Source organism: Coleofasciculus sp. B1-GNL1-01 (genome assembly GCF_040220235.1).
Lineage (GTDB): Bacteria > Cyanobacteriota > Cyanobacteriia > Cyanobacteriales > Coleofasciculaceae > Coleofasciculus.
Genome location: NZ_JAVJTO010000009.1, coordinates 58089 through 79608 on the forward strand (window position 1 = coordinate 58089; position 21520 = coordinate 79608).

Genomic DNA, 21520 nt, shown 5'->3' on the forward strand with positions numbered 1-21520 from the left:
GAGTTTTAATTATTTTGTAAATTTTATCACAGCTTTTACGCCGATGCTACTCGCGTGGCACAGCCAAAAAGTGGAACAGACTTTACGGTTTAATCGGGCGCACGTCAGTCATTGGTGTCAACTTAAGCTTAAAACGAAAGCAATACCTTGATCTGACCCCACCCTAACTCTCCCCTTATCAAGGGGAGGGAACATTTCCCCCCTTAGCAAGGGGGGATTAAGGGGGGTTATTTTTAAGGCAGCGAGATTCAAAAGCTCACTTAGCTTACGTTTCCTCTTAAGTTGACACGGATGCACATCAGTGCGCCCCTACCCGATCAAATTAGGTGTGTCACGCCACGAAAACGGGTTTCGTTTCTCTGGTTTTAAGCAACATTTTGCCGCCATAGTCTCACTTGCTAAATCGTTGGGTTTCGCAGCCGCTTAACCCAACCTACACTGATAACAACGATAAAATAAAAAAACTCAGAAATTTTTCCAGACTACAGAATCCTGAGTCATCGCCCAAACATCTAGCGCTAATTATACGAAAATAGAACTGTAGACCATCCTTTCCCATCTAACCTTGAGTCAATCACCATCCCCTTCCCCTAAACCCACCCGAAATCACCAAGACTACTATATTCACCGCGCTCGTGCCAGTTTGCGGCACACTTTATTCTGGTACAACAACCTACATCACCGTCGCCCCCTTCCCGATGTGGAACTGCAAGCCGCCCTCCAGAATGAACTAGAGGTGTTGCAGTTTAGCTTAGACAAACTTGACCAAGGCGTAATTCGTATTGCCACCTTTGGTTTAGTCAGTCGCGGGAAATCGGCTGTCGTTAATGCGTTACTGGGTCAGAAAATCTTGCAAACGGGTCCCTTGCATGGAGTAACCCAGTGGCCCAAGTCGGTACGCTGGACGCCCGGTGGTGAGGGGAAAGTGCAAGTTGAGTTAATTGATACGCCGGGATTGGATGAAGTTCAGGGAGAAGCACGGGCGCAGATGGCGCAACAGGTGGCGTCTGAGGCGGATTTAATTTTATTTGTCGTGGCTGGGGATATTACCCGCACAGAGTATCAGGCGTTGTCGGAACTGCGACAAGCCCAAAAGCCTTTGATTCTGGTATTTAACAAAATTGATTTGTATCCAGAACAAGATAGAGAGGCGATTTACCAGCAACTGCAAGAACTGGGTACAGGGTCTCCCCGCGATCGCCGTTTAAAAAAAATGTTATCACCAGAGGAGATTGTTCGAGTCGCCGCAGAACCCTCTCCGATACAAGTGCGGGTAGAGTTACCTGATGGAACCGTCAATTATGAATGGGAAACCCTACCCCCTCAAGTGGATGAGTTAAAGCAAGCCATTTTAAGAATACTCAATCGCGAAGGGCGATCGCTCTTGGCACTTAATGCCCTGTTTCAAGCCCGAACTGCTCAAGTTAGCATTGCCCAGAAAACTGTGGCACAACGTAAGGCAGACGCCGAAGATTTAATCTGGCGCTTTGCTAAGTATAAAGCCCTGGCAGTGGCGCTGAATCCGATTGGTCTGTTGGATATCTTAGGGGGAACTATAACAGACTTGGCACTGATTCGTTCCTTATCGCGACTCTACGGTTTACCGATGACGAGTTATGAAGCGGGAAAATTATGGCGCAAAATATTAATTAGTTCCGGGGGTTTACTGTTGGGTGAACTGGGAAGTAGTGCGCTGTTGGGAATGGGCAAAAGTGCCTCAGCCGTTGCCAGTATTGGCGGAGTAACGGCTTTTGCTGGAACCGCCGTGACTCAAGCCGGGATTGCCGGGTATGGGGCGTATACGGTTGGTCATGCGGCGCAAGTGTATCTGGAACAAGGCTGCACTTGGGGATCTTTAGGGGCGAGTACGGTGATTCAAGATATTCTCAGTCAAGTTGAACCGGATATGATTCTCTATCGCCTGCGACAGGAGTTGGGTCAACATTTATAATTAGGGTCTGCTGCAGGGAGACTTGTGGTGGGGAGAGGTGTCATAGGGAATAGGCAATGGGCAATAGTTTCACCCCTCTGTCTTAGGAAGATTCTGCTTACACATGCTCGAAAAATGCCAGGTAGCGTCTTGTGTCATACTCGCTTTCATCGGAGAAGCAAGCTACGTCATTTTCATTTGTTATTTGTAGGGGCGGGTTTAGCTGTTTCATTTGGCTATCTACCGATAACCTTTCAACAAAACCCGCCCTTCCTATTAAATTAAAATGGGAGACTTCACAGTGGTGGGAATTTCAGCAGACATGATATTGCTTTTTGAGAAGGCTTAGTCTACTGGTGTGGCATCCCTAAAATGATGGAATAGGTTGTAGGTGGAGTGTAGGTAGGAAACCCAACAAAATCTAGGGCTAAGGTTCCCTACTACGAACCTAATTCTTAACCATCAATTTAGGTGTGTCGCACTACTACGTTTCAAAAATTCAGCCGACAACATTAGGGTGTGTTGGCTTCAGCGCGACTCTGCATGGTTTCTTGCAAGTGTTCACCTTTCTCGCGCTGCTGGGCTGCTGATTCTCGCGTTTGCTGTTGAGTCGGGGTATCAGCAGAGGGAACTTCGACTTCTTCTTCTGCGCGGTTGAGCATGTTTTGTTTCAACTGCTCGTCGGCGAGACGCTCTTGAGTGGCAAGTTTCCGTGCTTCGTCTTGGGTATTCATAATTTTATTCTCCATAGTCTTTACACTGCAATGGTTATCGGCGTTTTTTGCTTGTTCAGATCAGGTCGGGGTATGATCCGAGAAAAGCATCCGAGCCTATCCTCTTTGGTATCAAGATTTTGGTGTCCAGATCGTCCCCCAAAAGGGAGAAATTAGGCTGATGATCTAAGGCTAAAGCCCTTACTACAAACTACATTGTTCCAATTTATCCGCGATCGCTTCAGCATGACGCCACCAGTTGTAATAGCCTCCTACCCAGCGACGGGATGGTAGATGTCCGGCTGGAGCTTTAAGATTAAATTGATAGGCTGTATCCGGAACGTGAGGATTGTGAACCGACCAACCCACGCGATCGCAGAAACTGGGATAATCGGCTTCAACCTCTTGATAGAGGCGACTTTGCACTGTAAAGCCAAAATGTTTTTTACTGTATTTCATCCATAGCTGATCCAAAGTCCGCAAGTCTTCACAGGGTAATTCTTGAATATCACTCAACTTCAGATAATAACCGGGGAATTTGCCACAGGCTTGACCCAATATTATCCAGGTTTCTTCATCTGCTTTTTGCCATTTATGGGTGGCTAAGAGTTGCTTTAACCGCTGATAGTCAATTCCCACTTCTGAGGCGAGACGATTTCGTTTAGTTTTGCGGGTTTTGGGTTGCCGAAAGTTGATAAAATGAGTGCCGACAGGAGGAGAGGTAGCAGGTGTCAAATCCGTGATCACTTCATCAGCCGATTGATAGCGTTGTTTGAGACTAGAATGAGTTAACTGATCCAGGATTTTCCCTAGGCGATCGCTAATCTGGGTTTCAGGGGGTAAAAAATTTCGCCACACCCAGGTTTCGTTGAATGTATCATACAGGTCAAAGGGGGAGACCTGAGTCATTAGATAAAGGCAGGTTACTCCCACACTATACAGATCACTTGCCCAAAATGCTTTACCTTTGAGTTGTTCGGGAGCCATATATTCCGGGCTACCAATAATTGTACCCGTTTGCAGCAAGGCGGTATCCGTCAGCAATTTGGCAACGCCAAAATCAATTAACACTAACTTCCCGTCATCTTGGCGGCGGATAATATTGGCAGGTTTGATATCTCGATGCAGTACACGATGGGAATGAATATAGCGAATCAAGGGTAATAGTTCACGCAATAATTTCCAAATTTGCTCTTCGTTGTACTGTCCATGCTGGGTTAACTCCTCGCTCAAGGTTAGCCCCGGAATAAAGTCTTGAATTAAATAAAGTTGTTGATTCTGTTCAAAATGTGCCAGAAGTGTTGGAATTTGCGAATGGTTACCCAATTCATTTAAACGGATGGCTTCTTGGTGAAACAGTTCTTTGGCTTTTGGTAAGGTTGCTGGCTCGGAGTTTTGCAGATAAAGTTGTTTGATCACACAATAGGGTTGACTGGGAATATCTTCGTCAACTGCCAAAAATGTTCTGCCGAATCCACCGCTACCGAGGGGGCGTAGAGGGCGGTAGCGTTCTTTTAGCTGTAGCCTTTCCCCACAGGTTTGACAAAATTGAGCGGAATCGAGATTTTCCGGTGTCAGGCATCCCGGTTTAATACAATAAGTCATAAGTTATAAGCAAAATTCGCCCTAACTGTAGAGACGTAGCATGCTACGTCTCTACATCTCCTACTATGTTTCTACATCTCCTACTTCCCCGTTTCCTGTTTCCTGTTCTCTCGAAATCATTATTAGGAGACAATCTGAATCCCATGGCTGGCAAACTTCGTCACCCAAAACCCTAAATTTGGATCAGGGATTTCTGACTGGACGTGTTGTAAAAGCGCTTGGGCTTGTTCCTGAGACTGACAAAGAGCGAATACGGTAGGACCCGAACCGGACATCATTGTGCCTAATGCACCGCAATTTTCAAAGGCTTGCCGCAGTTGCAAGACTTGGGGATAGTTAGGGAGTACAACTTGCTCCAAATCGTTGTATAGCAGTTGACCAATTTTAGCGACATTTTTATTTAAAATAGCTTGAACCATAGAACCCGAATGCACACGAGTGGGGGGATTTATCGTTTCAGTTGTTGTAGATTTATTGACTCCCTCAGAACGCCCATAAGTATTGCTAAACTGAGTCCGATAGCTTTGATACGCCCAAGCTGTAGAAACGGCTAAGTTTTGATGTTTGGCTAACACCAGATAGAACGAATCCAGATTGGGTAAGGGATCAAGTTCTTCGCCTCGCCCGGTTGCGATCGCGGTTCCCCCGGCTAGACAAAATGGCACGTCTGAACCGAGTTTCGCGGCTAACTCTTGTAATTCTGGCTGCGTGAGTCCCAATTGCCAAAGCATATTCAATCCAACCAAAACGGCGGCGGCATTGGTTGACCCTCCTGCCAATCCAGCCGCGACAGGAATATTCTTTTTGATTGTGACTTCTACACCGCCAAGCTGCGCCCAGCAATCCGGAAACTGTTGACTCATCAAATCCACCGCCCGGTAAGCCAGATTCGTTTTATCTAGGGGGACTTGCGGGTGATCGCAGTGAATTTGAATAGTTTGAGTCCCAATAGCCCGGACACTCACTTGATCAGCGAGTTCAATGCTTTGCAGGATCATTGCCAGTTCATGATACCCATCGGCGCGATCGCCTAGTATTTCTAGATACAGATTAATTTTGGCAGGGGCGATGAGGGAATAGGAACGCATGGGAATGATGAGTTATAAATTATGAATTATAAATTACATCGAATAGGTCACTCGTGCAGCTTGTAAACATAATCCATCAGTCAATTCCCAGCTTCCAGACGTGCCATGGCACGTCTCTACATTGCTTCCCCAGCTTCCTCTGCTCCCCCTTTTGTCCCATTTAAGTGATTGGCGAGAGCAACCCATTGGCTAACGCTCAAGTCTTCAGCACGGGCTTGGGGATGACTGTCTACTTGTTCGAGTAATTGGTTAATTTTATCGCGATCGCACAGGGATTTGAGGTTATTTCGCAACATTTTCCGCTTACTGGCAAAACCCAGCTTGACTAAGGTTTCTAGCTGTTGGGGGTTATCGGCTGGAGGTTCTACAATGCGGGGACGCAAGCGAACAACGGCGGAGTCTACTTTGGGCGGTGGGGAAAAGGCTTTGGCTGGGACATCACAGATCCAGTCACAGTCTGCCAGATATTGTACCCGCACCGATAATGCGCCAAATGCCTTAGAACCCGGTTTCGCAGATAATCGTTGTGCCACTTCTTTTTGCAGCAAGAGTACAATTAACTCAAAGGCAGGAATAACAGGTTGGGCAATGGTTCCCAACAGCGTTTGCAAAATCGGCCCAGTAATGTTATAGGGAATATTGGCAACGACTTTATTCGGATACTGGAACTTCTCAAAGGCGGCGAGATGTTCGTGCAAGTTCAGGGAGAGAATGTCACCTTGTAAGAGTAAAAAATTCTCGTTTTGACCGAAGCTTTTGACCAAACGTTGGCACAAATCCCGGTCAATCTCAACCGCCACCAATGACTCTACCTCCGCTAAGAGTCGCCGCGTCAGCACACCCGTTCCCGGACCAATCTCCAGCAGGCGATCGCTGGGCTGCAAGTTGGCTGCTTTCACGATTTGATTTAGAGCTTTTTCACTACGTAGCCAATGTTGAGCAAACTGTTTACGGGCTTTGGGTGTCATTAGCTTATTGATTATAAATAAGGGCGGGTTTTGTTGTTCAGTTGTTGGTAACTAAGTAGTCGGACAAAATAAAACGGTACTGTATCAAGTTTTGTAAATCACTCTCAAACCCTTACTGTTCCCTGTTACACACCGAGCGTGTTGCCGAAGTCTGAGCGCTCACGCCGAAGTCTGAGGTGTTCCCTAATCTCAACCGTTAACTTTAATTGCGTCCACCCACTTAGATTGAATCCCTAAACCCACCTCTACAAGATTAAAAAATCTTTCAGCCTCTGTTGGTTCTCCGCGATGTAATCTCGGGCAAACATAGTTAGATTAGCAATATTTTCCGGACTAGCGTTGTCGATCTCAAAATTCATAATATCGGGTTGAAGACGGAGGTAGCGCTGAACGTCAGGATTATCTAAGTCCTGAGAACTCAGGATCTGCCGAGTAATATAATCGTGAATATCAGAAGAGGCATCAAATAATACGTCAATCAGGCGTCCTTTCCATCCCCACTGTGCCAATCCCCAGCCGCGTGTCTCATTCCAGGGAAAGGGGCGGTCAGAATTTCCGGTGCCAATTGAGAGGATAGAAATGTCTTGAATTGAATAATTTAATCGTAGCGCTTCTGCCAGAGCCGCCGCCGCCGGATTGTTGGCACCAACGCCACCATCAATGACCGAATATTGTCGCCGTGGTGTTTGTAAAAGGTGAGCCGGGAAATAGGTGGGTGCAGAGGAGGAACAGACGCAGGCTTCCCATAAAGGAATCGTGAAAAAATCTTGGTCTTGACGCCAACTTTTAAAGACAATGGGTTTTCGCCCGATTGTATCGTAGGCAATAATCATCAGTTGCAGAGAGTTCTCAATCTCTGATAATTTGGTTGAGCCAAACTCTTCTTGCAACACTTGAATTAAGCCATCGTCTGGGTAGAGCGGTGCGGAAAGACCGTATTGAAACACTAATCCCAACCGCCGGGGGGAAAAACGACCTTGATAAGGAAAAATTCTTGCTCCTTTGTCTTGATAGAGCCGGATAATCTCCTGGCTTTGGCGTCCAGTTGCGATAGCTGAGGCGAGGATTGAACCCGTAGACGTTCCGGCAATCAAATCGAAATATTGGCTCAAAGGTTGGTTGAGAACTCGCTCAACTTCTGCTAAGATAACGGCTGATATAATGCCGCGAATGCCTCCACCATCTAAGCTTAAAATTCGATAGGTCACTTTTCAATGTCTCCCCAACTCTCGTTTAAGTGTAACTTATATGACAGTTTCCAGAAAAGCGTTTAGGTAATCAATAAATAGGGAAAGAGGACAAAAATTGGAATAGGGAATTTTTTTGCGTCACATTTATAACTTATATAGCATGTCCCAATCAGGCATGAAATCCTAGGCTAGTTGCGAATGACACAAAAAACACTCGAACCACTTTCCTACTGTTTTCCGTTTCCTGTTCCCGGTTTCCTATTTAGGATTTAAGGGAACCCTTCTATCTCGATTAACCCTTTACTGGACGATGCTTATGTCAGACCTGTATGTCACTTGGTCAGAATACCATAAAAAAATTGAACGCCTAGCCGTCAAGATTTATCAAGCCAACTGGGAGTTTAACCAAATTGTCTGCATTGCTAAAGGGGGACTGCGGGTGGGGGATATCCTCTGCCGAATTTATAGTAAACCCTTAGCGATTCTTTCCGCATCGTCTTATGGGGGTTCCAAAAACCGTGTTCGAGGTGACATCACCTTTTCTCACCATCTGACGATGACAACCGAAACCCTGGGGAGTCGCGTGCTGCTGGTGGATGATTTAGTGGATTCCGGCGTTAGCCTACGGGAATCGATGAATTGGCTAGAGGAACGGTATGGGAATGAACTGGAAGAGATTCGCACGGCGGTTCTGTGGTACAAAGCTCACTCCCTGATTACCCCGGATTATTACGTGGACTATTTACCCGACAATCCCTGGATTCATCAACCCTTTGAACCTTATGAACAGATCAGTCCAAATGAATTAGCCGCAAGCTATTTAGTCAAGGAAGCCTAAGCATTTTTACTCATCAAGTCCCACGGATTGGGAAACCTTATGTCTAAAGAAAGAGGTTTACAGGAGAAAATTGTGGCTATGGTGAGGTAATTAGGACTTATCACTACACAACTATTATGTCAGACCCACAAACAACGAACCCCATCGCCGAGGCAAAGGAAAACGTAGCTGAGGCAATTCCTACCCCACCACCCCAACAGATGCCAGAGTCTAGCGCTCAAGCCGTTAAATCCCGCCTGCAATGGGGTGAACCCGCTTTGACGATTTTGGATGTTCGCGATCGCGCGGCTTTTAACCAAGGGCGGATCATGGGGGCGATTCCCATGCCAATCGATGAACTCAGCGATCGCGCCACCGCTAGTCTCGAACCGCAACGTGAGATCTATGTCTACGGTGACAATGATCAACAAAGCAATGAAGCTGCATCCCAACTGCGGGAAGCGGGTTTTGAGTCTGTATCGGTTCTCAAAGGCGGATTAACAGCTTGGAAAGCCGTTTCTGGTGCAACAGAGGGTCCGGCTGAGCAACTTTAATTGGGTTTTGATATAACTTCAAACGTTATCGACATTGCCGCAAGTTGGCTAGTATCAACCGGGCTAATTCCTTGAGTCGCTGAGACAGAATAGTCACGGCTTGGGGTTAAATCAGATAGCAATTGTTCAATTACCTCAATCGGGGCAGGAAGTACCACAGGTTCACTGTCTAAATTTCGGCGCTTGGCGAGAGTTTGTAAAGCTTTTAAAGCATTTCGTACAGGTGTAACGCTAGCAATAATTAGAACCTCGGTTACACCCAGAGGTTTTTGGGTTTGCAGGTGAAACGTATCTCGACTCGGGTTGGGAATCAATAGCGTTTCACCTGCTTTCACTTGTGCCGCATCCTCTATCACCGCCCATTGATGGGGAAACAAGAGGGTGATTTCCCCGGTAGCATCAATGACTAAAACACTGACATAGACAGGGCGAGACTCATTGTTGACGATGTTTAGCTGAACTGGAGTGGCGAGGGGTAATTGAGTAAAACGGGTAGAGTTGATGCTTTGACGAGAAGGGGTGGTAGAGTTTAATCCGGTTCGACTTCGTTTGGGAAATACTTGAGCAATCAATTGATTATTGGCATCAACTTGACTCAATGTCGCCGTTATATTTAATTCAGCCGTATCCGCGTTCAGAAGCATTTTCACCAGCCGCGCGGCTAGAAGAGATTTACAGCGCTTTTCACGTTTATGGAATACAAAATTGCATCGGCTTGCTTTTCAGCGCAATCATTGTCTGTAGTCTACCAACTTGAAAACTGCTGTAAACTTAGTTTTTAAGCGATTCACCCCATCTAATACCGCTTCTCCGGCTGCACCAAAACCTAAACAAAATGTATGTCCACCTACTTATACAATTTAAATTTGTCTTAGCGGTATCACACTTACAGTTGTTCTGGGTCAATTCCTCTAGCTCGTAGTTTCTCCATCAACGCTTGATAGCGTTGTTGTTCTTGTCCCAGTTCAGCCATTGCGTCCTCGGCGCGTTGACGTTCTTCTTCTGCCCGTTGACGTTCCTGTTCTCTTAGATGATCGAGTTCAACTGGGGTCAGAAATCGCTGTCCATCGGGGCGATAAATGACCAGGGTATCAGGGGTGAGTTCAAACCGGATTCCTAATCGTGGACTGACCCATCCATTCATATCTTCAATGGGGTCTAACCATTCTCCAGACCGCAATAAGCCAGTTAATTCGATGTCATCTGGATCATAAATGTAATATTCCTCAACACCGTAACGTTGATAGAATAAGAGTTTTTCTGCCATCTTTTTGGCACGGTTTCCTGGCGATAGAATCTCAAAGACAACTTGGGGGACAATATTATCTTCTCGCCATTGCTGATAGGAACCTCTGTCACCTTTCGGTCTACCGAAGACAACCATCACGTCAGGGGCTTGGCACGTTTTCGGTTTTCCCTGAATGGGATACCAAAGTAAATCGCCAGCTACGAATACATCAGCATTAGCAGCAAATAATATCTCTATATTTTCCTTAACGGTAACAATCCAGCGAAATTGTTTTGTGTTGTCTGCCATCGGTTGACCATCGCTGTCGGGGTAGATAATATCGGTGGCTGAGTCAGTTTGCAATTGTTGGATCATATCACTGAGTACATTGAGTTAGGCTAATTGAGGAAGGAAAAATCGTGTTAATTCATTTATTTTTATGCCATAACGTAGGGGCGCACTGACGTGCGCCCTACTGACATGCGCCAAAAAACTATGCCCAAAGGCTTGCGCTCAGAAATGTCGCCAATTCTATGGCACTATTTATTGTAGCTTTACCCAGATTACCTTGAGCAAACAAACTTGAGTGAGGCTTCTTCCGGAGAACCTGACTCAGGTACACCGCCTCTGCCATCTTCTCCATAGTTATAGCGCTACGCGCTAGGCAATAGGCAATAGGCAATAGGCAATAGGCAATAGTGAAGACAAAAGCTTACCTGAAAAGGGATTGAGCGATTTTAATTTTTCTTCATTTGTCCTAACGTGTGTGCGTAGTGCTATATAATCTTCAATCGTTTGTCCGTCGGCATCCAGAAACCGTACAAAGCGCACCTGATAAATCTGATTCTGGCAATCCACCGCTATATAATATGTAGTGCTGTATACCTCTTGCCCAGGTACAAGATTCGGGTTGGGTTGTCCGTAGATAATATTTGACCAGAAGTAACGCAAACGCCCTCTACCTTCAATCGTGGAGACATCAACGTGGAAAGCGTTATTGCGTGCATCGGTTTTGACTCTCACCCACTGTCCCGCGATCGCAGCAGGCGAGATGAGAATGGCGCTGGTTAGGGAAAGGAGGGTGAGTACTCCTTGGAGAGAACGGCGGTTGAGTGAAATTAAGGGATTCGTCATATCAATAGCCGCTTAAGGGTTTCTACCTGTTTATACATCTGAGGGGAAGATGCTATGCACAAATAGAGAACACCAATAGGCTCTTATTTAAGCTTGAAGAAACGAGATTAACCCGAACAAAACTGCTGGGAAGTTATCTCAAGAAAGTCAGTCAAAGCCATTGACGGATTCTCTACACTGTACGCCTGTTGTAACACATCCGCCCACATTTGACGAGTGGCAAAATACTCGGCTTTAGCATAAACTATCTCCTCGGCTGACGCTCCTTCTTCTTGCAATTGCGCCTCTATCGTCATTAAATCAGAAGAGATGCGATCGCGTGTTGGTTGATCCAGCATCTGAAAGGCGAGTCGGTAAAGGGTAACAGAATCTTCGTTAAATAATACCCAATAATAACGCTCTCCCGGTTGCAGTGCTTCCCCGTCATACAAAAGCGTAGTCTCAGATGAACTCACTGGTTTACTCCACACCACATCCTGGGTAACATGCTGCCACAGTTCAAATTTGCCAATCTGTTCTCCCTCTTTGACTTGCCACATAAATAAGGGGCGATTACTCCAAACTAAGGGAATAGCTAAGGGATTATAGGCTGGAGAAATTGGACAAACTAAACCACGACTTCCTCCCGTTGTTCTCTGGACTGGGGGTCTAGCGGTATTGTCGTATGATGAGTTTGTTTGATATAACTCTAACCACGGTGAGGGTTGACGTTGAGCCAGCGCTGTCCTGGGTAGGACTAGCTGATATCCAACCAGGCAACTGGCTAAAGTTATTGACAATAAACCTAGTTTGTCATTTGTCATTTGTCATTTGTCATTTGTCTGTCATTTGTCGAATATTTCTTGCACTCTATCGGGGCGGGTTTACAATACTTTCTAACACAGTGTAGTACAGTAACGATGAGACAGCCCTGTTCTACTCTGGGAAAGGGTATATCATATCGAGTCTGAAAACGCTGTAGTGATATCAGGGTGAAAACCTTCCCGTTAATGGTCAAACCCACCCCTAAACAAAGGGCGGGTTTTGCAGCCAAGCTAGGGATAACAACCAATATTAGTCCCTAAACCCGCCCCTACTCTTCCCCATCTTCCCCATCTTCCCCATCTTCCCCATCTCCCCCATCTGCCCCATCTCCCCTATCCCTTTCTACTCCGCCGCCCCTGCAGCTTTCAGAACCCCCACGACTTCTGGATACCCATTAAATTCAGCAATCATCATCGCCGTATAGCCCCCTCGATTTTTGAGGGTGACATCCGCACCCGCGTCTAATAAACATTTCACAGCGGGGATATAACCCCGATGGGCTGCCCACATTAAGGCTGTCGCCCCAGCACTATCTCGCTGATTCACATCAACCCCGGCTGCTAATAATGAGCGTATCAGTTCACTATCCCCTTGGTCAGCTATCTTCATTAATAGGGTTTTCCCGGTTATATCCGTCAGATTGGCATTGGCCCCGGCTTGGAGTAAAACTTTAACCGTTTCAGGGTATCCCTGAGATAGGGCAAGGGTAAGTGGGGTTTCCCCTTGATTGCTGGCATTTACGTCAGCGCCATGTTGCACTAGCGCGATCGCAATCTCTGTGTGACCATGTAAAGCGGCTAGCATCAGTGGGGTGTCACCGAGCTTATTTTTCAGGTCTACGTTAGCATTACGCTGGAGTAACGTCTCCACAACCGCCGTATGCCCTTCTACCGAGGCTAAATGTAAGGCTGTCTCCCCATCAACATCCTGGAGATTAATCTCTGCCCCCGCATCCAGTAATACCCGCACAATGTCACAATGACCCCCGGCTGCTGCCGCCATTAGTGCCGTTCCCCCCCTGGGATTGTGGTGGTTTACATCCGCACCCGCCCCGACTAAAGCCTGAACCACCAACGTATGCCCTTGATCCGCCGCTAACGTCAGCGCCGTTTCACCATCCTCATCTTGCACATTGACATCAGCACCATGCGCCAACAAGGACTGAATAATGGGTAAATAGCCTAACTCCGCCGCCTGGATGAGTGCGGTTCTGCCATCAACGTTGCGAGTATTGGCATCAAACCCACCCTCCAGTAATCGGTTCACCATCGGAGTATGACCCTCACTCGCCGCTAACAGCAATGCCTCTGAACTGAGTGTGCCATCTGCCCCAGCTTCGAGTAAGATGTTTACAATTTGAACATGACCACTTTCCGCCGCTAGCTTCAGGGCGTTATCGTTATCTTTATCTTGAATATTGACATCGGCACCTGCTGCTAATAACCGTTGCACCAGTTTGAGATGACCTTTATGTGCCGCTACCATCAGCGCCGTGCTACCATCTTCATTCTTGGCGTTAACATCCGCACCATCGGCAATTAGCGTTTCTACTGCATCCACCTGATTCGCGGCGACGGCTAGCATGAGTGCAGTTAACCTGTACCGTTTTCGCGGCAAGTTAACATTAGCACCTGCGGCAATGAGCGATCGCACGATTTCGGTATAACCCCGTTGAGCGGCGATCATCAATGCTGTTGTACCATCGCGATCAGTCGCATCGATATTCACCCCCTGACTCAGTAGGGCTTGAATTTGGGTCAAGTTGCCACTTTGGGCGGCTTTCAGCAGTAAGCCATCAGTGTTTTGGATCATCGCTGTTGTCTAATTGCAGGGGAAATCTACCTCTTGGGAGGGAAGCCAGTTTCGTTATCAGACTTTAGACGAAACCGCCGCTATGCTATGTTAACTTTTGTCACTATATTAAAATTGCTCCAAGAAGCTTATGAACTTCGACATCCCAGAACCAATTAAAGTTTACTCCCAATTCTTTCACCCTATAGTGATGTGGCTGCTGCTGGCAACTGCCATTTATGCCCTGTATCTGGGGATCAAAATTCAACAGACGAGAACAGCAGAAGGTGAACTCCGAAAAGAGCTAGTCAAGGGCAAATACAATATCAAACACCATCAAATTGGTTCAGCACTGTTAGCCTTTATGGTGATTAGTACCGTTGGGGCAATGGCGGTGACTTATATCAACAACGGCAAGTTGTTTTTCGGTCCCCACTTGCTGGTTGGCTTAAGTATGACTGCCATCATTGCCACCTCAGCGTCTCTGACACCCTTTATGCAAAAAGGACATAATTGGGCGCGTTATAGCCATATCGCCCTGAATGCGGCGCTTTTAGGACTGTTTGGCTGGCAAGCGGTGACGGGAATGCAGATTGTGCAGAAGATTATCAGCAAAATGTAATAGAACAAAAGGCAGAGGGCAGATGGGACGGAACAAGGGAATGATAACTCTTTAGGGGGACATGATATGACCCCTCCCTAGCCCTCCCCTGCAAGGGGAGGGAAGGGGACTATATTTTTTATGATGAAACAAGGAACCTTTGAGAATACCCTGTTGCCTAACCCATGACCCATTCCTTCGATCACAAAGAAGCCTGGTATCCCGTTCATTACCTTAAGGATTTAGATCAGTCTCAACCCACGCAATTCACGCTGCTGGGTCGAGATTTAGTGATCTGGTGGGACAAGGTTGCCGATCGCTGGCGTGTCTTCGACGATCAATGCCCTCATCGACTTGCTCCCCTGTCACAAGGTAGGATTGCTGAAGATGGACTGCTGGAATGTCCCTATCATGGTTGGGCATTCACCGGAGCAGGAACGTGCGATCGCATTCCGCAACAAACCGAAGACAGTAGCGCTCAAACCTCTCAACGTGCTTGCGTTACCGCCTTACCCACCACTGAACACCAAGGTCTATTATTTGTTTATCCCGGCAATCCAGAAAACGCGCCCAATGTCAAGGTTCCCATCGTCGAACCCTTAGATGATTCCCCGGAGGGATGGGTTTGTATTGATACGTTTCGGGACTTACCCTACGATGCCTTAACATTACTGGAAAACGTGCTAGATGTGAGCCACGTTCCCTTTACCCATCATCGCTCGGTGAGCGATCGCGCCTACGCCAGTCCGGTTGAGCTAGAGGTCACGGAATCCGGGGAACAGGGGTTTAAAGGGGTTTGGGAACAAGGACCCCGTAAAGGAACCCTAGGACGCCAAGACACCACATTTCTTGCCCCCACATTAATGTGGCATGACCTCACCTCGAAACAATTTGGCAGAACCATGACGGTGGTGTACGCAACGCCGATTCGCAAGGGAGAATGTCGCCTATTTGCTCGCTTTCCTTTTAAATTTGCGTCTAAACTCCCCGGTTTCTTTATTAAACTCACGCCTCGCTGGTACTCTCACATTGGGCAGAATGGGGTTTTGGAAGATGACCAAATTTTTCTCCATTATCAGGAACGTTACCTTGATGCCAAAGGCGGGAGTGGCAATTTCAGTAAGGCGTTTTACTTACCCACTAAAGCTGATCGGTTTGTGTTTGAGTTGCGCCAGTGGGTGAATCAGTACAATGCAGACCCATTCCCAGACCAACCCTTACCTCCCCGATTATCACAGGAGACTTTACTAGACCGCTATCACTCTCATACGGTTAAGTGTAAAAGTTGTAGCACTGCCTTGGTGAGAATTCGCCAGATTCGGAGAGGGGTTGCGGTTGTAGGGACAATGGCTTGGGCGATTATCCCGTTACTGGCACTATTTTTTGACAAAACAGCAACAATAGCCGCCATTATCTCTACTGGAGTCGCGTTAATTGCTGGCTTCGGCTGGTTCGGATTGGGTAGGCTGGAACGGCGATTCTATGAAGGGCGAACGATTCCACCCCGGAATTTAGCACAGGGGTAGGGGAGATAGGGGAGATGGGGGAGATGGGGGAGAGTAGGGGCGGGTTTAGGGACTAATATTGGTTGTTATCCTTAGCTTGGCTGCAAAACCCGCCCTGTTTGTAGGGGCGGGTTTTACCATTAACATTTGCTTGTCACCCTGATATAGCACTACGCATTAAGGTTAGGACATATCCAGAAAAACTCAAATCGCTCAATCCCTTGTCAGGTAAGCGTTTTTCTTCACTATTGCCCATTGCCTATTGCAAGAAAGCCTAGCGCGTAGCGCTATATAACTAAACCCGCCCCGATTAGAGTGCAAGGAAGCGAGTATGACAAATGACAAATGACAAATGACAAATGACCGATAATATACTGATAAGCAAATTATCGCTTAATTCATTAGTCGAACGTGTGAGGAAAAAGAGTTGATTAGCCCAATCATCTGTTTTGTGCTGGCATTTGTCCTCGCTTCCTTCGTGGAATACTGGATGCATCGCTTGATGCACGCGAATGCCCGCATTGGTGAACGTCACCGGGATCATCACCGCCGCAATGAAGGACAGGGGGTGCTGTGGGAGTTTCGGGATTATGTGCGGGGTAGCTTTATTGTTATGTGCCTCCTATTTTTCTATTCGTGGCAAGTTGGACTCGGTTGGTTCCTGGGTGGACTTTTTTATGCTGCCTTTTCTGCCTATGCTCATCAGCTACAGCACGAAAATCCAACGAAGTGTTTCTGGATGAAAATGCCGGTTCACTATGTTCACCATAAGTATCAAATGTGGCATCACAATTTTGGTTTAGCTGTCGATTGGTGGGATCGGGTTTTCGGAACGTATAAGTCTGTGGAATGGCTAACTGATGAGGAATTGCAGCAACCTGAACGCGGGTATTTACAATTGCGGTGGCGTTAAAGGTGTAGGGGAGATGAGGGAGATGGGGGAGATGGGGAACACCTCGACTTCGCTCGGTGTGTCAGATGGGGAAGATAATGACAAATGACAAATGACCAATCACAATGGAATTTTTACAATAAATTCGGTGCCTTGTCCAAGAGTCGAAGTGCAATAAATTTGCCCTTGGTGTTTTTCGACGACAATCTGATGACTAATCGATAATCCTAACCCTGTACCACTACCGACAGGCTTGGTGGTGAAAAATGGGTCAAATATTTTTGGCTTAATATCTTCATTGATACCAGAGCCATTGTCGGCAATTCGGATAATAATAAAGTCGCTTGTCGGTTGTCCATCATCCGTGGTTGGTTGTTTGCTGCCAGTATCGACTTCAGTAGAGATAGTAATTATTCGTGGTGACGGTTGATCCTCCAAAGCATCGATCGCATTATTCAGGATATTCATAAATACCTGATTTAACTGACTGGCATAACAGGTAACTAATGGGAGTTGAGCATAGTGTTTAATTACCTGAATCTCTTGGGTATTACCCGCTGCCTTGAATCGATGCTGTAAAATCAAAAGGGTATTATCAATCCCTTCATGAATATCAACTTTCTTGATTTCTTTTTCATCCAAGCGGGAGAAGTTTCTTAACGATAGAACAATGGCACGGATGCGATCAGTGCCAATTTGCATGGATTTAAGCAAATTTTGCCAATCGTCGAGCAGAAAGTCTAGATCAATTTCTTCAATCAGTTGTTGAAGTTCTGCTGTGGGAGTGGGATAAGTCTTTTGATAAGTTTGAATCAAACGAACTAAATCTTGAACATATTCCTTAGCAGGAGTCAGATTGCCATAAATAAAACTAACCGGATTGTTAATTTCGTGTGCCACACCTGCCACCATTTGTCCCAGACTGGACATTTTTTCGCTGTGAACCAATTGGGCTTGGGTGCGTTTGAGTTGATTTAAAGTGAGTTCTAGATCTAACGCTTGTTCCTGAGTTTTCTGTAATAATTGTGCTTGCTGTACGGCGACGCCAAACTGAGTGGCTATTTGCACCACGACACTGATTTCCGATTTTCGCCAAGCGCGAGGACTGGAGTTTTGATAGGTGGCGAGTAATCCCCAAAGTTTTTTACCACAAAATATGGGAGCAATAATGTAGGATCGGGCTTGAAATTGTTCAAGGAGTTCGATATAACAGTCCGTAAATCCAGCGTTATAAATGTCTTCGACGACTCGATAACTTGCACCTTGGCTGTAAGCACCGCCTTGCGTTTCTTTTAGATAGGTATCCTGCAGCGAGTTATCGGATTGGAGATTAGTAATGTTAGGGTTTGGACAAGAATAGGGCGGATAAAGTTGGGGATGGAAACTTGAAATCGAAATGTTTTCTGAGCCATCCAAAGTTTTAAGGGTACAACGTTCTTCTTCTAAAGCATCGGCTTTGAGATCAGGGTTATTTTGCTGTTCAAGGGTTAACGTCACCCAGCCATCCGCCACAGACTCGGCGACAAACTCGCCACTCCAATCCGGATTAAACCGATAGATGGCTACGCGATCGCACCTCAAGACATGGCGCAATTCTTCTGTTGTCGCTGTGAATATCTTGTCAATATCCAGGGTTTGACGCATCCGTTGCAATACCGTCGCGATCGCCCTCTCCCGCACCGCACTCTCCCGTAAGGCTTCCTCTGTGCGTTTGCGTTCAATGGCTGTGGCAATGATATTGGCAATCGCTTGCATAAAATAAATATCATCATCGGTGAATTGGCGTTTTTGGGTGGTATGAACCGCTAATACACCAAAGGGTTGATTTTGACCAGGAATTCTCGTACTCATCCCACTGACAACCCCATGATCCTGGAGTAAAGGTGAACCCTGAAACCGTGTCTCTGTGGGTAAGTCTGTGACAATAATCGGTTCCCAACAGACCAAACTATAACCGAATTGAGATTCTTTTCCAGAACTCACTGTAGCTTGACCGACTAATCCCGCTTGCCAACCGAATCCGGCGACAAGCAGCAATTCCTCACCATTGGGTAAACGTTGCAGAATTTGGCAATAGTCTACGTTCAGCGTTTGGGCAACCCGAGTAACAGTCCATTCCATTAAAATGGATAAATCTTCCTCAATTAATGCCTCTTGACCCAGTTGCGCGATCGCGGCGTCTTGGCGTTGGCGAATCCGTAGCGCTGCTTCGGCTTGTTTGCGGGGGGTAATATCGGTCACCCGTACCAGATGCATTGGCTGACCTGCCACATCAATTTGTCGAATTGCCAAGTTGCCCCAAAATACGTTACCTTTTTTACTGACATATTCTAACTCTTGTTGCCAAAAACCGTAGCGCTTAACCTGATTGGCGATAGAACGCAGTTGTCCGGTCGTAAACCTTTTTTTTTGCAGAAGATGCCCCTCGGTATTGATTAATTCTTGCTTACTTTGGGCTTCAAAGAGTTCCACAGCGCGGCGATTGCAATCGGAAATGACCAGAGTTTCTGCATTGACGATAAAAATGGCATCAGCCGATTCATTAAATATCGATTCAAATAAGTCCTTAGCACGATTATTGTCTTGGAATTTGCTAAACGACTGGGAGGTTGACTTCCTTAGCCAACGTGTGATCAAAATGATTATCCCTATCGTGGTCATGAATAGTCCTAGACATAAACTAATCGTCGTGCGCGTGTTAATAGCGTTAGGCTGGAAAAATTTGTTGGTGTTAGCTAAAGTTAAATAACTAGAGGAATTGCCGATAAAATTTATAATGTTCGAGTTGACTGGATCGGGTTGTATCGTTGGTCGATTGGGTAAACTGATTGGACTGAGATGAGACGTCGCTGATTCAGGGGCGAGAGATGGCTGAACGCGATCGCTAATTTCGTGAGCTAATTGAGACGCCACGTCATTGACGGCTTGTCCATTGCTGAAAGTCAAATATCCCATTGACCCTACCATTGCTGCAATTGGCACAACAAAGAGGATAATCAGGATGGTTCCCAGGGACGTTTGCCTCAACTCCTGGGCAATCAGGTGGTATATTGTTTTGATACACATAGGAAGTGCATAGATAATCACAACCCTACTTCAGACTAACATCCCCTAGAGTGTCAGTTCATATTCAGGATTGCTGTAGCCATTAGCACCAGACAGGCTAACAGAGTCAGTAGGTGGGGACAATTGGGATCGTCATTCGTCATACTCGCTTCCCGAAACGAAGCAAGCTACGTCTTATGTAAGGGTTTGAGGCGTGTTTTAAAAACTTAATCTGGTTCAGTTTATTTCCACCAACCTATTTATCTGAATCAAATGTATTTTATTTAACCATTTTAATTTTATCCTCGACAAATTTTAAATTTTACTTTTATTATAGTTATCATAAGTTGAAGCTCTAAGTACTTGGACATAAATTTTGTCAACTGATTTAAGTGAAGGTTGCTTCTACCGATGAATGCAAAATTGAACAAGACTTGATATAATTTCCAATATTTGTTCCCAAACCCGCCCCTTGAGCCTAGTGTTGGGTCGAAACTCACTTTCACTTCATGTTTGCCAATTTCCTTCCCGCCCAAATCCAGCAGCTTACTGAGTCTACCTCAATTGCCCTTGCCCAGGCGATCGCACGCCAAGATATTCTCACACCCCTGAACCCCCAACCCATTGCCACCACTTATGTCCACCAGGGAAAAGGGGGAACACCCATCCTGTTATTACATGGCTTTGATAGTTCCATCTTTGAATTCCGCCGCCTATTTCCCCAATTAGCTGAACACCAGGAAACATGGGCGGTAGATTTATTGGGATTTGGCTTTACAGATCGGATATCTGAGATCACGTTTAGCGCCAGCGCGATCACCACTCATCTTTATTATTTCTGGAAAACCCAAATAGAAGTCCCTGTAATTCTAGTTGGGGCGTCGATGGGAGGGGCGGCGGCGATCGATTTCACCTTAACCTATCCCCAAGCCGTGAAAAAGCTGGTATTGCTGGATAGTGCAGGTTTCACCAGTCCCCCGCCCATTGGTAAATTGTTATTTCCCCCCTTTGATTATTGGGCGGTTGAGTTTCTGCGGCGTCCCAAGGTGCGGGAAAATATTAGTAAGAATGCCTATTGTGATCCCAGATTTGTTTCTGTTGATGCTTTACTTTGTGCGGCGCTTCACCTAGAAATGCCGGGATGGCATCAGGCATTAATTTCATTTACCAAAAGTGGGGGATATCCGCCATTTGGTCAAAAACTTACCCAAATTCAGCAGCCGACTTTGATTTTATGGGGAAAAGATGACCGAATTTTGGGAACAAAATATGCTCATAAGTTTGAAGCGGCTATTCCTAATTCTCAACTAATATGGATTGACGACTGTGGTCATGTCCCGCACCTAGAAAAGCCGGAAATAACGGCAGAATACATACAGCAGTTTGGTGAGTAATATAGTAACCGCCATAGTGAGTAGGGGCTTGGTTACCAAGCCCGTACATTTTTACAGCGCTTTGCGCTGTAATCAGTAGATCAAAGTCCCCCTTGTCGATCCCCCTCCCGTCCCCCTTCAAAAGCAGGGCTAATTCATTGTGATGAGAGAAAATTAGGACGACCAGAATTTAGCGTAAACTAAATCTTGCAGCCATAGTTTAATCGAGTCATTTGCTTGCTATGAAGGTCAATCTCCTGGAAGCCTTAACCCAAGTGCCAG

At 46.3% G+C, this 21520-nt stretch carries 18 protein-coding genes; 7 read left to right on the forward strand and 11 right to left on the reverse strand.

Features of this window, described 5'->3' with window-relative positions:
• Positions 1-565 precede the first annotated feature (565 nt).
• A complete protein-coding gene (locus RID53_RS02040) occupies positions 566-1951 on the forward strand; it encodes a GTP-binding protein (RefSeq protein ID WP_446386531.1) in 1386 nt (461 codons plus the stop codon).
• Positions 1952-2442: 491 nt separating this feature from the next.
• On the opposite strand, the gene RID53_RS02045 is transcribed toward RID53_RS02040, so the two are convergent.
• The 5 genes from RID53_RS02045 to RID53_RS02065 all read right to left on the reverse strand — a co-directional run bounded on the left by RID53_RS02045 (position 2443) and on the right by RID53_RS02065 (position 7512).
• Positions 2443-2664: a hypothetical protein gene (locus RID53_RS02045; protein WP_446386532.1), complete on the reverse strand. Its 222-nt coding sequence runs from the start codon at positions 2662-2664 to the stop codon at positions 2443-2445.
• A 183-nt stretch (positions 2665-2847) separates the two neighbouring features.
• Positions 2848-4248: a protein kinase domain-containing protein gene (locus RID53_RS02050; protein WP_446386533.1), complete on the reverse strand. Its 1401-nt coding sequence runs from the start codon at positions 4246-4248 to the stop codon at positions 2848-2850.
• A gap of 122 nt (positions 4249-4370) precedes the next feature.
• Positions 4371-5336, reverse strand: coding sequence for a 4-(cytidine 5'-diphospho)-2-C-methyl-D-erythritol kinase (gene ispE / locus RID53_RS02055; RefSeq protein ID WP_446386534.1), 966 nt, complete (start codon positions 5334-5336; stop codon positions 4371-4373).
• A gap of 116 nt (positions 5337-5452) precedes the next feature.
• Complete coding sequence (rsmA, locus tag RID53_RS02060) at positions 5453-6304, reverse strand: 16S rRNA (adenine(1518)-N(6)/adenine(1519)-N(6))-dimethyltransferase RsmA (protein ID WP_446386535.1); 852 nt, start codon at positions 6302-6304, stop codon at positions 5453-5455.
• 245 nt (positions 6305-6549) lie between these two features.
• Entirely contained in the window at positions 6550-7512 is a 963-nt protein-coding gene (locus tag RID53_RS02065) for a CBASS cGAMP-activated phospholipase (RefSeq protein WP_446386536.1), read from the reverse strand.
• 298 nt (positions 7513-7810) lie between these two features.
• Between RID53_RS02065 and RID53_RS02070 the strand changes: the two genes are divergently transcribed.
• Positions 7811-8332 (forward strand): phosphoribosyltransferase, encoded by a 522-nt coding sequence (locus tag RID53_RS02070; RefSeq protein ID WP_446386537.1) that lies wholly within the window; start codon positions 7811-7813, stop codon positions 8330-8332.
• 116 nt (positions 8333-8448) lie between these two features.
• Positions 8449-8865 carry a rhodanese-like domain-containing protein gene (locus tag RID53_RS02075; RefSeq protein ID WP_446386538.1) on the forward strand — a complete coding sequence of 139 codons (417 nt, stop codon included), beginning with the start codon at positions 8449-8451 and terminating at the stop codon, positions 8863-8865.
• On the opposite strand, the gene RID53_RS02080 is transcribed toward RID53_RS02075, so the two are convergent.
• From RID53_RS02080 to RID53_RS02100, 5 genes are all read right to left on the reverse strand, one after another.
• The gene (locus RID53_RS02080; protein WP_446386539.1) at positions 8862-9509 is read right to left on the reverse strand and encodes a DUF4384 domain-containing protein; all 648 of its coding nucleotides are present in this window, start codon (positions 9507-9509) and stop codon (positions 8862-8864) included. The two genes, RID53_RS02075 and RID53_RS02080, sit on opposite strands and share 4 nt — an antisense overlap.
• Before the next feature lie 242 nt (positions 9510-9751).
• Positions 9752-10468 carry a Uma2 family endonuclease gene (locus RID53_RS02085; protein WP_446386540.1) on the reverse strand — a complete coding sequence of 239 codons (717 nt, stop codon included), beginning with the start codon at positions 10466-10468 and terminating at the stop codon, positions 9752-9754.
• A 285-nt stretch (positions 10469-10753) separates the two neighbouring features.
• Positions 10754-11227: a surface-adhesin E family protein gene (locus tag RID53_RS02090; RefSeq protein WP_446386541.1), complete on the reverse strand. Its 474-nt coding sequence runs from the start codon at positions 11225-11227 to the stop codon at positions 10754-10756.
• A gap of 107 nt (positions 11228-11334) precedes the next feature.
• Entirely contained in the window at positions 11335-12030 is a 696-nt protein-coding gene (locus RID53_RS02095) for a hypothetical protein (RefSeq protein WP_446386542.1), read from the reverse strand.
• A gap of 343 nt (positions 12031-12373) precedes the next feature.
• The gene (locus RID53_RS02100) at positions 12374-13843 is read right to left on the reverse strand and encodes an ankyrin repeat domain-containing protein (protein WP_446386543.1); all 1470 of its coding nucleotides are present in this window, start codon (positions 13841-13843) and stop codon (positions 12374-12376) included.
• A gap of 130 nt (positions 13844-13973) precedes the next feature.
• Here RID53_RS02100 and RID53_RS02105 point away from each other — a divergent pair, with 130 nt between their 5' ends.
• From RID53_RS02105 to RID53_RS02115, 3 genes are all read left to right on the forward strand, one after another.
• Positions 13974-14444 carry a DUF4079 domain-containing protein gene (locus RID53_RS02105; RefSeq protein WP_446386544.1) on the forward strand — a complete coding sequence of 157 codons (471 nt, stop codon included), beginning with the start codon at positions 13974-13976 and terminating at the stop codon, positions 14442-14444.
• 164 nt (positions 14445-14608) lie between these two features.
• Positions 14609-15949: an aromatic ring-hydroxylating dioxygenase subunit alpha gene (locus RID53_RS02110; protein ID WP_446386545.1), complete on the forward strand. Its 1341-nt coding sequence runs from the start codon at positions 14609-14611 to the stop codon at positions 15947-15949.
• A gap of 406 nt (positions 15950-16355) precedes the next feature.
• Positions 16356-16841: a sterol desaturase family protein gene (locus RID53_RS02115; RefSeq protein ID WP_006098637.1), complete on the forward strand. Its 486-nt coding sequence runs from the start codon at positions 16356-16358 to the stop codon at positions 16839-16841.
• Between the two features lie 99 nt (positions 16842-16940).
• On the opposite strand, the gene RID53_RS02120 is transcribed toward RID53_RS02115, so the two are convergent.
• Positions 16941-19886, reverse strand: coding sequence for a GAF domain-containing sensor histidine kinase (locus RID53_RS02120; protein WP_446386546.1), 2946 nt, complete (start codon positions 19884-19886; stop codon positions 16941-16943).
• Positions 19887-20374: 488 nt separating this feature from the next.
• Here RID53_RS02120 and RID53_RS02125 point away from each other — a divergent pair, with 488 nt between their 5' ends.
• A complete protein-coding gene (locus RID53_RS02125; protein WP_446386547.1) occupies positions 20375-21259 on the forward strand; it encodes an alpha/beta fold hydrolase in 885 nt (294 codons plus the stop codon).
• Positions 21260-21520 lie beyond the last annotated feature (261 nt).